Origin of the sequence: Tabrizicola sp. (genome assembly GCF_016793705.1) — a bacterium.
Classification (GTDB): Bacteria; Pseudomonadota; Alphaproteobacteria; order Rhodobacterales; family Rhodobacteraceae; genus Tabrizicola.
The window spans coordinates 78,708-91,506 of sequence record NZ_JAEULO010000018.1 but is presented as its reverse complement, the minus strand read 5'-3'; the positions used below and the strand labels follow the sequence as shown (position 1 = coordinate 91,506).

Genomic DNA, 12,799 nt, shown 5'->3' with positions numbered 1-12,799 from the left:
TCCAAATATCCCGGGGGTCCGGGGGCTGGCCCCCGGTCCGCCCGCCGTCACGCGCGAATCCGCTCGTTCTTCGCGTCCCAGGCCGGGCCGTCCGGCAGGACCACGGCCTTCACCCGGTCGCCGAAGATTTCCACCTCGACCTCGGTCCCCGGCACCGCCAGGTCGGCCCGCAGCATCCCCAGCGCCAGCGAATGCCCGACCCGATAGCCCCAGGCGCCCGAGGTGGTTTCACCCACCACCTGTCCATCCTGCCAGAGGGTCGACATATAGGGCGCGTCGCAGTCCCTTGCCTCCACCTTCAGCGAGACGAAGCGCTTCCTCACGCCGCGCTGCTTCTCGGCGGCGAGCGCGGCCTTGCCGGGAAAGTCGTGGCCCCAGTCGATGAAGCGCTCCAGCCCGCCTTCCAGGAGGGAATAGTCGGTCGAGAGATCGCCCTTCCACGCCCGGTAGCCCTTTTCGATGCGGAGCGCGTTCAGCGCCTTCATGCCGAAGGGCTTGGCGCCCGCAGCCAGCAGCGCGTCATAGATCTGCGCCGCATCGTCCCGGTCGCAGTGGATTTCCCAGCCGAGTTCCCCCGCGAAGGAGACGCGGACCAGCGCCACGTCCCTGCCCGCGACCTTGGCGAAATACTGCACCGAGAGCCAGGGCAGTGTCAGGTCGGCCTCGGCGATCCCGGCGAGCAGGTCGCGCGCCTTGGGGCCGGTGACGATGAAGCAGTGGATCCTGTCGGTCCAGTCTTCCAGCGTGACACCTTCCGGCAGGCCCTTGCGCAGGATGTCGGCGTCGTGGGACTGCGCGACCGCAGCGGTGATCACGCCCACGTCTTCGTCGGAGAACGGCAGGCAGGTCATCTCGGTGACGATGCGGCCGCGGTCGTCGGCGAAATACAGCAGTCCCGTGCGCCCCGGCTGCGGCAGTTTCGAGGCGGTGAGGCTGGCGAGATGCGCTCGCGCGCCCGGCCCTGCGAGCCGCAGGCGGGTGAAACCCGGCAGATCCAGCACCCCCACCCCGTCACGCACCGCTTCGCATTCGGCCTTGATCCGCTTCTCCCAGGGACCGCTGCGGCCCCAGGTCTGGGTCTCCTCCCAGGAGGTGTCGTCGCCGGTGGCGGCGAACCATTCCGCGCGCTCCCAACCGTTGTAGGGGGCGAACTGCGCGCCGAGAGCCTTCAGTTTGTCATGCACTGGCGAAAGCTTGCGGTCGGGCGCGGCGGGCCAGCGGGCCATCGGGAAATGCATGCCGTATTCGTGGCCGTAGACCTCCTTGCCCTTGGCGACAAGATAGTCGTGATCCTCCCACCCCGTGAATCGCCGGGGGTCGCAGGACCACATATCCCATTCGGTGCCGCCTTCGGTCACCCATTCCGCCAGCACCTTGCCCGCGCCGCCCGCCTGGCAGATGCCGAAGGTGAAGACGCAGGCCTCGAAGGCGTTCGGCACGCCGGGCATCGGGCCGATCAGCGGGTTGCCGTCGGGGGTATAGGGGATCGGGCCGTTGATCACCTTGGTCAGGTTGGCCTGTGCCAGCAAGGGCACCCGCGCCATCGCGTCGTTGATGTGCCACTCCAGCCGCTCGAGGTCGTCGGGGAACAGCTGGAAGCTGAAGTCTTCCGGCATCGGGTCGTCGGGCGTGGCCCAATGCGCGCGGCAGGGGTTCTCGTAGGGGCCGAGGTTGAAGCCCATCTTCTCCTGCCGGAGATAGTAGGAGGAGTCCACGTCGCGCAGGAGCGGCAGCTTGTGGCCAACCTCCTTCGACCAGGCCTCCAGCTCGGGGATGGTGTCGAACAGCATGTACTGGTGGCTCATCACCATCATCGGGACGCGGCGCCCGAACATCGCGCCGACATGGGCGGCATAGTAGCCGCCGGCGTTCACCACATATTCGGCCCGGACCTCGCCCTTCGGGGTCGTCAGCACCCATTCCGAGCCGGTCCAGCGCGCCGCCGTCACCGGGCAGAAGCGTTCGATCCGCGCGCCGAGCTTGCGCGCCCCGGCGGCCAAGGCCTGCGTCAGCTGCGCGGGGTCGATGTCGCCGTCATAGGGATCGTAAAGCGCGCCGGTCAGGTCGTGGGTTTCCAGGAAGGGATATTTCGAGCGGATCTCGCCCGGGCCGAGGATCGTCAGGTCCATCCCCTGATAGCGGCCCATGCCGACGACGCGCTTGAATTCCTGCAACCGCTCGCGGCTATGGCCCAGCCGCACCGAGCCGGTGACATGGTAGTTCATCGGATAGTCCACCGCCTCGCCAAGCCCCCGGTAAAGGCTGGCCGAATAGCGCTGCATGTTCATGATCGACCAGCTGGCGGAAAACGTCGGCACGTTGCCCGCCGCGTGCCAGGTGGACCCCGCTGTCAGCTCATTCTTCTCCAGCAGCAGCGCATCGGTCCAACCGGCCTTCGCCAGATGGTAAAGCGCCGAGGCCCCCACCGCCCCGCCGCCGATGATCACCACCCGCGCTTGCGCAAATTCCGCCATGACCGCCCTCCCGAACCTTGCGACACTATCCGCCGCCACGCGCCCGCTTTCAATTCGGGCGGAACCGGGCTATTGATCGACAAACTCGATCAGGAGACCATTTTCTGTCTCCAAATATCCCACGGGGGTCCGGGGGTGTGAAACCCCCGGCACTCACCACCAGGTGTCACGGCCCGCAATGCAGATCGACCTTCTCGAAACCTTCCTTGACCTGGCGGAAACCCGCAGCTTCCACCGCACGGCGGAGCGGCTTCGGATCACCCAGTCCACCGTCTCTGCCCGCGTGACCGCCCTGGAACAGGCCGTCGGGTCAAGGCTCTTCGACCGCTCGCGCGCCGGGACCGACCTCACGCCCGAGGGCAAGCGGTTCGAGCCCCATGCCCGCGCCCTGCGCCACGAATGGAACGAGGCGCGGCGTCGCATCCAGATCCCGCAAGGCGCCTCGCAGCTGATGCGGCTTGGCATCCAGAACGACCTTGCGGCGGTCTATCTGGGCGACTGGGTGGCGCGGTTCCGTGCGGTCCTGCCCGAGACCGCCTTCTACATCGAGCCGGATTATTCCAACCAGATGTGCGCCGACCTTCTGACAGGGATCCTCGACTTCGCGGTGATGTTCAGCCCCAAGCCCCACCCCGACCTGCATTTCGAAAGCGTGGGCGACGTGACCTACCGCATGATCTCGACCGAGACCGCGAGACTGGCCGAAGTCACGCCCGCCCGCTTCGTGTTCGCGCATTTTTCTCCCGCCTTCGAGGAGATGCATCGCCAGCTGACGCCGGACCTTGCCACGGCGGCGGTTTCGGTCGGGCAGTCGGGTTCCGTCGTGTCGCTGCTGACGGCGATGGGCGGGTCGGGCTATGTGCTGGAAAAGACCGCCGCCGATCTTGTGGCGGGGGGCCGCTTCATGGCGGTGGAGGATGCGCCGGACCTGCGCCAGCCGGTCTTTGCGGCGATCCACATCCGGCACCGGACCCTGCCCCTGCACCGCAGGCTGACGCAACTGGTCGCGCGGAACTTCGGCTGAAGCGCTGCCCCCCGCTAGAACGTCATCTGCACCCGATGCCCCGGCGCATGGGCGAGCCGCACCAGCGTCACCGGCCCGGCGGTGCCATGGGTCGTCCGTTCCGCCACCAGAAGCGCCGTGCCGGGGGCTACGCCCAGCACGTCCGCCTCGCGCGCGCCGGCCGGTTCGGCGGTGAAGGCGATATCGCCAGAGACGAGGCTGACATGCGTCACCAGCCACTCATTCGCGCTGACCCTGGCGAAATCGGGCGTCGGTACGGGAAGCGCGGCGGGATTCAGCCAGCGGCTTTCCAGAACATATGGCCTGCCGCCCGCCAGATGCAGCGTTTCAAGGCAGCGCATCTGGGTGCCCTCGGGCAGACCAAGCCTGGCCGTCACCGGCACCGGCGCAGGGGTCAGACGGTCGGCCAGAAGCTTGAAGTCATAGGTCAGCCCGCGGCCCAGTACATCCAGCCGGATCACCGGGATCTCCAGCCGTGCCCGCCTGACCGGCAGCTCGGCGACCCGCGTCCCGGCCCGCTTCTTGCGCTCGATCACCCCGGCCTCGGCAAGGTCGCGCAGGGCGCGGTTCACCGTGGCGCGGGCCACGCCGAATTCCTCGGCCAGCGCCTCCTCGCCCGGGATCAGCGCACCGGGAGGCCAGTCGCGCGCCCGGATGCGGCGCAGCACTTCGGCGCGGATGTCCTCCCAGCCCAGTGTCACAGCGCCTCGCGCAGGCGGCGCATGGTGGCGCGGAAGCGGGCCTCCACGGCGTCTCGGGCGATGTGGCGGCCCTCGCGGACGATGTGGCGCCCGGCGGACCAGAGGTCGGTCACAAGGCCGTCGCGCCCGGCGAAGAGGAAGGCGTCAAGCAGCTGGTCTCCCTGAACCCCCTCCAGCCGCAGATCGCCGGTATCGAGCGCAACAAGGTCAGCCCATTGCCCGACCTCGATGCGGCCACTGGTCCGCCCCGCCGCCTGCGCGCCGCCCTTCAGCGCCCGCTCCCACAGGAAGCGCCCGGTAGACCGGGCGTCGGCCATGACAGCCCGCGCCTTGTGGTTGAGGCGCTGGGAATACTCCAGCAGCCGCAACTCCTCGGCCAGCGAGATGCGGACGTTGCTGTCCGTCCCGACCCCGAAGGCGCCGTCCGCCGCCATCCAGCCGGGGCCGTCGAAAATGCCATCGCCGAGGTTCGCCTCGGTGATCGGGCAGAGGCCCGCGACGGCCCCGGTCCTCGCCAGCGCGGCGGTTTCGGAGGAGGTCATCTGAGTGGCGTGGATCATGCACCAGCGCGCGTCGAGGGGCAGGTTTGCCAGCGCCCAGTCGACGGGACGCGCGCCCCAGGCGGCCTGGACTTCAGTCACTTCGGCGACCTGCTCGGCGATGTGGATGTGCACCGGCCCGCCGGGCACCATGCCCGCGACCTTGTCCAGCGTCGCCCGGCTGACCGCCCGCAGCGAATGCGGTGCGACGCCTAGCCCGGCGTCGGGCAGAACCGACAACGCCGCCCGCGCCCCTTCAAGGATGGCGGCATAGACCTCGGGCGAGGAACCGAAGCGCAACTGCCCCCCGGCCAGCGCACGACCATCGACTCCGCCCTGTTCGTAGATCACCGGCAGATGGGTCAGCCCCAGCCCGGTCTCACCCGCCGCCGCCGCGATCCGGGCCGACATCTCCGCCGGATCGGCATAAGTGCCACCGCCGACCGGGTGGTGCAGGTAGTGAAACTCGCATACCGCCGAGAAGCCGCTCTCCGCCATCTCCACCATCGCTTGCGCCGCGATCGCCTGCACATCCTCGGGCGAGAGCCTTTGGAGGAAGCGATACATCAGCGCGCGCCAGGTCCAGAAACTGTCCTGCCCCGCGGTTCGCGCCTCGGTCATTCCGGCCATCGCCCGCTGGAAGGTGTGGGAGTGCAGGTTCACCGGTGCCGGGACAAGACAGCCGTAGGCCAGCCCCTCGGGCGCGTGGCCATGGTTGACCGAGGCAATGCGACCGTCCTCGATCACGATACGGACGTCGCTTGCCCAGCCCTCGGGCAGCAGAGCGGATTCGGCGTGCAGGATCATGGCGACTCACTTGACTTGCATTATGTCTAGACATATTAGCCATTACACCACGCATAAGGCAAGCCGATGCTCCTGACCCATGCCACCCTTGCGACGATGACGAATGGCTACGGCCTGATCCCCGACGCTGCCGTGGCGCTGGAGGGCGAGCGGATCGCCTGGGCGGGGCCGATGGCCGACCTGCCTGCCGCCTATCGGTCGCTTCCCGGGCATGACGCCGCGGGCAGGCTTGTCACTCCCGGCCTGATCGACTGCCACACCCATGCGGTCTTCGGCGGCCACCGGGCGGTGGAGTTCGAGCTGCGGCTGAAGGGGGCGAGCTATGAGGAGGTCGCCCGCGCCGGGGGCGGGATTCTCTCGACCGTGACGGCGACGCGGGCGGCTTCGGAGGCGGAGCTGCTGGCGCGCGCCCTGCCCCGCGTCGACCAGCTGATCACTTCGGGTGCCACGACCATCGAGGTGAAATCGGGCTATGGGCTGACGGTTGCGGACGAGCTGAAGATGCTGCGCGTCGCGCGCCGGATCGGGCAAGAATGCCCGGTGACAGTGAAGACGACGCATCTTGCCGCCCACGCCATCCCGCCGGAATTCAAGGGCAATGCAAAGGGTTATATTGCCGAGGTGGCGATCCCCTCGCTGCGGGCGGCCCATGCCGAGGGGCTGGTCGATGCGGTCGATGCCTTCTGCGAAACCATCGCCTTCTCGGTCGAGGAACTGGCGCCTTTGTTCGCCGAGGCCCGCGCGCTTGGCCTGCCGGTGAAGCTCCATGCCGAGCAGTTGACCGACCAGGGTGGGGCCGCCTTCGCGGCGCAGCGCGGGGCGTTGTCGGCGGACCATCTGGAATATCTTTCGCCCGAAGGGATCGCCGCGATGAAAGCGGCGGGCACCGTCGCCGTGATCCTGCCGGGCGCGTTCTACACCCTGCGCGAGACGCAGGCGCCCCCGATCGCCGCCCTGCGCGCCGCAGGGGTGCCGATGGCGGTGGCGACCGACCTCAACCCCGGCTCCTCGCCGCTGGCTTCCTTGACGCTGGCGATGAACATGGCTTGCACCCTCTTCCGCCTGACGCCGGAGGAAGCGCTGCTGGGCACCACCGCCCATGCGGCGAAGGCCCTCGGCCTTGCCAACCGGGGCCGCATCGTGCCGGGCCTGCGGGCCGATCTCTGCATCTGGGACGCCGACCACCCGGCGGAACTCGCCTACCGCATCGGCGCAACGCCACTTTCCAAACGCATCTTCGGAGGCCGTCTTGACGCCTGAAATCCTGATCCCCGGCCAGGTCACGCTGGCGCAGCTTGAGCGCATCTTCCGCGGCAAGCTGCCGGCCCGGCTGGCCGACAGCGCCCGTCCCGGCATCGAACGGGCGGCAAGCCACATCGCGGCAGCGGCGAATGGCGGTACGGCGGTCTACGGGGTGAACACCGGCTTCGGCAAGCTGGCCAGCATCAAGATCGCGCCGGAAGACACTGCCACGCTTCAGAAAAACCTGATCCTCAGCCATTGCTGCGGCGTGGGCGCGACGATGCCGGAAGACGTGGCGCGGCTGATGATGGTGCTGAAACTTCTGTCGCTCGGGCGCGGGGCCTCTGGCGTGCGCCCCGAAGTGGTGGCCTGCATCGAGGCGATGCTGGAACACCGTGTCACCCCGGTGATCCCCGACCAGGGCTCGGTCGGCGCCAGCGGAGACCTCGCGCCCCTGGCTCACATGACCGCCGTGATGATCGGCCATGGCGAGGCCACGGTCGACGGTCAGGTGAGGCCCGGCGCGGAAGCGCTTGCGATGAAAGGCATTTCACCCATCCGCCTTGGAGCGAAAGAAGGGCTGGCGCTGATCAACGGCACCCAGTTCTCCACGGCCTACGCGCTCGCCGGCCTCTTCCAGGGCTGGCAGGCCGCGCGCGAGGCGCTGGTGATCTCGGCGCTCTCGACCGACGCCATCATGGGCTCCACCGCGCCGCTGGAAGCGGAAATCCATGCGCTTCGCGGCCAGCCGGGGCAGATCGACGCGGCCACCACCATGCGCGCCCTCCTGGCGGGCAGCGAAATCCGCGAAAGCCACCGCGAAGGCGATACCCGCGTGCAAGACCCCTACTGCATCCGCTGCCAGCCGCAGGTGACGGGCGCCGCGATGGACGTGCTGCGCATGGCCGCGCGCACCCTGCAGACCGAAGCCAATGCCGCGACCGACAACCCCCTGGTGCTATCGGACGGCCAGATCGTCAGTGGCGGCAACTTCCATGCCGAGCCGGTGGGCTTTGCCGCCGACATGATCGCCATGGCGCTTGCCGAAATCGGCGCGATTGCCCAGCGGCGGGTGGCGCTGATGGTCGACCCGACGCTGTCGTTCGACCTGCCCGCCTTCCTGACGCCGAAGCCCGGCCTGAACTCCGGCCTGATGATCGCCGAAGTCACCACCGCCGCCTTGATGAGCGAAAACAAGCACCTGGCGCATCCGACCGTGATCGACTCGACTCCGACCTCCGCCAACCAGGAGGACCATGTCAGCATGGCCGCCCACGGCGCGCGCCGCCTGCGCCGGATGGTGAAGAACCTGAACGTGATCCTCGGGGTCGAGGCGATGTGCGCCGCGCAAGGGGTGGAGTTCCGCGCACCGCTGAAGACCTCCGCCCCCCTGCAAGCCGCCGTCCGCGCGCTGCGCACCGAGGTTCGCGCGCTGGAGGACGACCGCTATCTCGCCCCCGACCTTGCGAAAGCCGCAGCGCTGGTGGCGGCAGGCACCCTCTCCCAAGCCACCGGCATCCCGATGCCGGACCTATCTGCATTTTCTGTCTGAAAGTATCCTCTGGGGGTCCGGGGGGCGAAGCGCCCCCGGGGCCTCCACCAGCGATGGAGCCTGACCATGACCAACCCCCGCCACAACCTGCGCGACATCTACCCGCCGACCGGCCCCGAGAAGACCGCGAAGACCTGGGCCGGCGAGGCCGCGATGCGGATGCTGATGAACAACCTGCACCCGGACGTGGCCGAAAATCCGCATGAGCTGGTGGTCTATGGCGGGATCGGCCGGGCGGCGCGGACCTGGGAGGATTTCGACCGCATCGTCGCCGGCCTGAAGGACCTGGAGGCCGACGAGACTCTGGTCGTCCAGTCCGGCAAACCCATCGCCATCGTGCGCACCCACACGGACGCGCCGCGAGTGCTGATCGCGAACTCGAACCTCGTGCCGCATTGGGCGACCTGGGCGCATTTCAACGAGTTGGATAAGAAGGGCCTGATGATGTATGGCCAGATGACCGCAGGGTCCTGGATCTATATCGGCACGCAAGGCATCGTGCAGGGCACCTACGAGACCTTCGCCGAGGCGGGTCGCCAGCACTATGGCGGAGATCTCAAGGGCAAATGGATCCTGACCGGTGGCCTTGGCGGCATGGGTGGCGCGCAGCCTTTGGCGGCGGTGATGGCCGGGGCCTCATGCCTGGCGGTGGAGGTCGACGAGACGCGGATCGACTTCCGCCTGCGTACCCGCTACGTCGACGCCAAGGCGAAGACGCTGGACGAGGCGCTGGCCCTGATCGCGGAGTGGACCGCGAAGGGCGAGGCGAAGTCGGTGGGGCTCCTCGGCAACGCGGCGGAGGTCTTCCCGGAACTATTGAAGCGGGGCGTGCGGCCCGACATCGTGACCGACCAGACCTCGGCCCACGATCCGCTGCACGGCTATTGCCCGGCGGGGTGGTCCGTCGCGGAATGGCGGGCGAAGCAGGAGACCGATCCGGCGGCGGTGGAAAAGGCCGCGCGCGCCTCGATGCGGGTGCATGTCGAGGCGATGGTCGGATTCTGGAACGCGGGCGTGCCGACGCTGGACTACGGCAACAACATCCGGCAGGTCGCTAAGGACGAGGGGTTCGCCGAGGCTTTCGCCTTCCCCGGTTTCGTGCCCGCCTATATCCGTCCGCTCTTCTGCAAGGGGATCGGGCCGTTCCGCTGGTGTGCCCTCTCCGGCGACCCGGAGGATATCCGCAAGACCGACGCGGCGATGAAGCGGCTCTTCCCCGAGAACGCCCATCTGCACCGCTGGCTGGACATGGCGGGCGAGCGGATCGCCTTCCAGGGGTTGCCCGCGCGCATCTGCTGGATCGGCCTCGGCGACCGGCACCGGGCGGGGCTGATGTTCAACGAGATGGTGGCCTCGGGCGAGCTGAAGGCGCCGATCGTGATCGGACGCGACCATCTGGATTCGGGGTCGGTGGCGAGCCCGAACCGCGAGACCGAGGCGATGCGGGACGGGTCGGATGCGGTTTCCGACTGGCCGCTCCTGAACGCGCTGGTCAACACCGCCTCGGGGGCGACCTGGGTCAGCCTGCATCACGGCGGGGGCGTGGGGATGGGGTTCTCCCAGCACGCCGGGGTGGTGATCCTGGCGGACGGGACGCCGGAGGCGGCGAAGCGGCTGGAAAGGGTCTTGTGGAATGACCCGGCCTCTGGCGTCTGGCGGCACGCGGATGCGGGGTATGAGACCGCCATCGCCTGCGCGAAGGAGCATGGGTTGCGGCTGCCGGGGATATTGGGGAACTGAGGGCTGTCCACGCAGGACAGGCCCTTGGTTCATAGCGGAATCAGGGGGTTGGGTGTGGGTGTTCAGAGAATGTCAACCATCGGAGAGTCGGGGCAAGCCCCGACCTACGGGCGCGGTCAGTATTCGGTGGCGCCCTTGCCCGCGAGGATCTTCGCGCGGCCCTTCGCGATCCGGGAAAGCCGGGTCGCCGGGGTCTTGGTGCTGGTCAGATGCAGCGCCCAGCTTTTCTGCCGTCCGGGGGTGAGGGCGGCGAAGGCCTCGGCCAGCTCGGGATCGGCATCCAGCGCTTCGACCAGTTCGGGGGGCAGGTCGATCTCGGAGCGCTCCTTCAGCGGCAGGAGGCCCTGGTCGGCGTATCTCATCGCCTCGGCCAGATAGGCGCGGATCACCGGCGCCAGCGCGGCGGGGGCGGCGTTGTCGGTGAAGCGAAGGCAGTCGGGGTGCCGGGTGTTCGGGCCCTGTTTCTCCAGCACACCCTCGGGGTCCTGCATCAGGGCGGCGTTGAAGAAGGTCAGGCGGAAGTCGTCACGGAAGGCGCCCATGATCGCGATGTTGCGGCCTGCATGCATGTAGCAGGGATGGCCCCATTTCGCGGTTTCCTCAAGGCCCGCGTCCTGCGCGAGGCGGCGCAGCGCGAGGAGGCCGGACAGCCAGCGGCGGGTGGAGCAGTCCGGCGTGGCGAAGCGGTCGCAGCGGCCGCAACCTTCAGCGAAGAAGACCTCGGGGTCGGTGATCATGACGCGGTCGGGCATCGGTCCTCCTGCCGAAGCAGTGTCGACCGCGGGCGGGCGAGACGCAAGGGCGGAGGCGCTGCGGACATGGCAGTCCGGGTCGCGGTCTGGCCTGGCCTGTCGTTCAGTGCTGCCGGTCCCGCCTCGGGCCGCGCAACAGCGTGGCGGATTCCGTCCGATCGTTCGGGGATCGCGCCCCTTTCCACGATCCCGCCATCATCTTTCCCCGAATTTCCTTGGATCGGCCATCTGCGGCACAACTTATGCGGGAGAATTTCATTAACCAAAGCCATCCTGGGGAGAGAGACATGAGCGGTTCGAGAGCAGTCCTGACCTGGTGTTTCCGAGCGATGTGGCGCGAAGATCCGGCGCTGCGGCGGATCGAACGGCTGAAGGGATATCGGACCGATCCGGCGAAGGCCCGGGTCCCGGTGTTCCTTACCCAGAAAGGGTCGCTGGCCTGACTCTGCCGCTGGCGGATGGGGCCCGCGCCCCGGGCTGACCCGGACGCAGGCCGAAGTGGTTTCACAGGATGCGCGGGTTCTTTCCCGCTTCACGCCAGATCGGGTTGGACCAGGCGCGGCGGCCTGCGGCGTCGATGACCGAGACCCGGACCCAGGGGCTGCCGAGCAGACGGTCGAGCGGAACCTCGCAGCGGGTCATCGAATGGCCGTGCACGCCCTGCGCGCCGGTGCCCCAGCCCATCGCCACCACCGAGACGGCGGCCGAGCATTCGACCACCGCCTTGCCGCCATCAAGATACACGTCATGGATCTGCGGACCCTGGCTGGAGTAGAAGTCGCCGCGCTTGAGGGCGGCGAGCAGCGCCTCGGGCGTGTTCTCGGTGGCCTTGACCATGACCCAGCCGCCGAAATGGTCGGGCTCGTGGAAATGCGCGTCGTCCGTGGCGATAAGGCTGAGCCTGCGGCCCTCGGTCAGCAGCAGGTCGGCGATCCCTGCCCCGTCCGGACGGTCGCAGCCGGTCGCGCAGCCGTGGTTGTAGATCTCGACCGCATGGGCGGCCTCGATGGTTCGGGCGTCGGCCAGCGTCAGGCCGGACCATTGCGGATGGGCCACGGCGACGAAGGCCCCGGCGGCGACGGCGCGGGCGGCGATCTCGGGCCCGGTCTCCTGCCCCGGCTCGGCGATGAAGCTGGTCGTCGCGGGCGGCGCGAAATCGTCGGGCAGGCCCACGGCGAGGATATGCCACAGCTCGCCGTTCGACTGCGCGCCGGAATGCAGCTCGGCGCCGATCAGGGTGGTGAAACCCTCGGTGCGGAAGGGGCGGGTATCGACCATCGGATAGCCGTAGATACCGATGAAATGGTCGGTGATCGCCAGGAAGTCATAGCCTTCGGCCCGGTAGCGGCGGCAGACCTCCTCGGGCGAGAGCACGCCGTCGGAGCGGGTGGAATGGGTGTGCAGGTTGCCGCGCCAGAAGCGGCCGGGGGCGGTAAAGGCAGAGGGTCGCATTGTGGATCCTTCGGCAGAGCGGCGGGACGGCCCCGCGCTTCGGCGGAACCTTGCCCGGCGGCGGCGCGCCTCGCAAGGGACTGTCGTGGTGGCCTGCGGCACATGCTATCGGTTTGCAATGTGAGGTTGTGTGGGTGGTGTAATGAGGATGGAGCGCGTCGATGCAGGCCCGGCCCGGGTGGAGGATCACGAGATCGCCCCATGGATGACCGGGCGGGCCGAGGAGATCGCGGCCTTCCTGAAGGCGATGAGCCATGAGGGACGGCTGCTGATCCTGTGCCATCTCGCGGGCGGCGAGAAGTCGGTGACCGAACTGGAGGGGCTTCTCGGCCAGCGCCAGGCCGCCGTCAGCCAGCAGCTCGCCCGGCTGCGGCTTGAGGGGCTGGTGAGCACGCGGCGCGAGGGGAAAGCGATCTATTATGCGCTGCATGATCCGCGCGTGATGAGCCTTCTGCGCGACTTGCCGCACAGTTTCACCTGAACCGGGGCGTCCGGGGACGGAAACCAGGTATCCGG

The 12,799-nt window shown here is 68.5% G+C and carries 11 protein-coding genes; 6 read left to right on the top strand and 5 right to left on the bottom strand.

Annotation, left to right across the window (positions count from 1 at the left end; translation table 11 throughout):
* Nucleotides 1-47: 47 nt before the first annotated feature.
* The gene (locus tag JNJ68_RS03015; protein WP_294978766.1) at nt 48-2,474 is read right to left on the bottom strand and encodes an FAD-dependent oxidoreductase; all 2,427 of its coding nucleotides are present in this window, start codon (nt 2,472-2,474) and stop codon (nt 48-50) included.
* A gap of 178 nt (nt 2,475-2,652) precedes the next feature.
* On the opposite strand from JNJ68_RS03015, the gene JNJ68_RS03010 reads away from it, so the two are divergent.
* Nucleotides 2,653-3,498, top strand: a complete 846-nt coding sequence (locus JNJ68_RS03010; protein WP_294978763.1) for a LysR family transcriptional regulator — start codon at nt 2,653-2,655, stop codon at nt 3,496-3,498.
* A 14-nt stretch (nt 3,499-3,512) separates the two neighbouring features.
* Here JNJ68_RS03010 and JNJ68_RS03005 read toward each other — a convergent pair whose 3' ends face one another.
* The gene (locus tag JNJ68_RS03005) at nt 3,513-4,199 is read right to left on the bottom strand and encodes a GntR family transcriptional regulator (RefSeq protein ID WP_294978760.1); all 687 of its coding nucleotides are present in this window, start codon (nt 4,197-4,199) and stop codon (nt 3,513-3,515) included.
* Nucleotides 4,196-5,545 (bottom strand): formimidoylglutamate deiminase, encoded by a 1,350-nt coding sequence (locus JNJ68_RS03000; protein ID WP_294978758.1) that lies wholly within the window; start codon nt 5,543-5,545, stop codon nt 4,196-4,198. The genes JNJ68_RS03005 and JNJ68_RS03000 overlap by 4 nt, the downstream gene beginning before the upstream one ends.
* Before the next feature lie 66 nt (nt 5,546-5,611).
* Between JNJ68_RS03000 and hutI the strand changes: the two genes are divergently transcribed.
* From hutI to hutU, 3 genes are all read left to right on the top strand, one after another.
* Entirely contained in the window at nt 5,612-6,805 is a 1,194-nt protein-coding gene (hutI, locus tag JNJ68_RS02995; RefSeq protein WP_294978755.1) for an imidazolonepropionase, read from the top strand.
* The gene (hutH, locus tag JNJ68_RS02990; protein WP_294978752.1) at nt 6,795-8,339 is read left to right on the top strand and encodes a histidine ammonia-lyase; all 1,545 of its coding nucleotides are present in this window, start codon (nt 6,795-6,797) and stop codon (nt 8,337-8,339) included. Before hutI ends, hutH begins: the two co-directional genes overlap by 11 nt.
* 66 nt (nt 8,340-8,405) lie before the next feature.
* Complete coding sequence (gene hutU, locus JNJ68_RS02985) at nt 8,406-10,079, top strand: urocanate hydratase (RefSeq protein WP_294978749.1); 1,674 nt, start codon at nt 8,406-8,408, stop codon at nt 10,077-10,079.
* Nucleotides 10,080-10,195: 116 nt separating this feature from the next.
* On the opposite strand, the gene JNJ68_RS02980 is transcribed toward hutU, so the two are convergent.
* Nucleotides 10,196-10,831, bottom strand: a complete 636-nt coding sequence (locus JNJ68_RS02980) for a YdeI/OmpD-associated family protein (protein ID WP_294978746.1) — start codon at nt 10,829-10,831, stop codon at nt 10,196-10,198.
* A gap of 287 nt (nt 10,832-11,118) precedes the next feature.
* Here JNJ68_RS02980 and JNJ68_RS02975 point away from each other — a divergent pair, with 287 nt between their 5' ends.
* On the top strand, nt 11,119-11,274 hold the full coding sequence (locus JNJ68_RS02975; RefSeq protein WP_294978744.1) for a hypothetical protein: 156 nt from the start codon (nt 11,119-11,121) through the stop codon (nt 11,272-11,274).
* Between the two features lie 61 nt (nt 11,275-11,335).
* On the opposite strand, the gene JNJ68_RS02970 is transcribed toward JNJ68_RS02975, so the two are convergent.
* Entirely contained in the window at nt 11,336-12,283 is a 948-nt protein-coding gene (locus tag JNJ68_RS02970; RefSeq protein WP_294978741.1) for a PHP domain-containing protein, read from the bottom strand.
* A gap of 205 nt (nt 12,284-12,488) precedes the next feature.
* Here JNJ68_RS02970 and JNJ68_RS02965 point away from each other — a divergent pair, with 205 nt between their 5' ends.
* The gene (locus tag JNJ68_RS02965; RefSeq protein ID WP_294978857.1) at nt 12,489-12,764 is read left to right on the top strand and encodes a metalloregulator ArsR/SmtB family transcription factor; all 276 of its coding nucleotides are present in this window, start codon (nt 12,489-12,491) and stop codon (nt 12,762-12,764) included.
* Nucleotides 12,765-12,799: the final 35 nt, after the last annotated feature.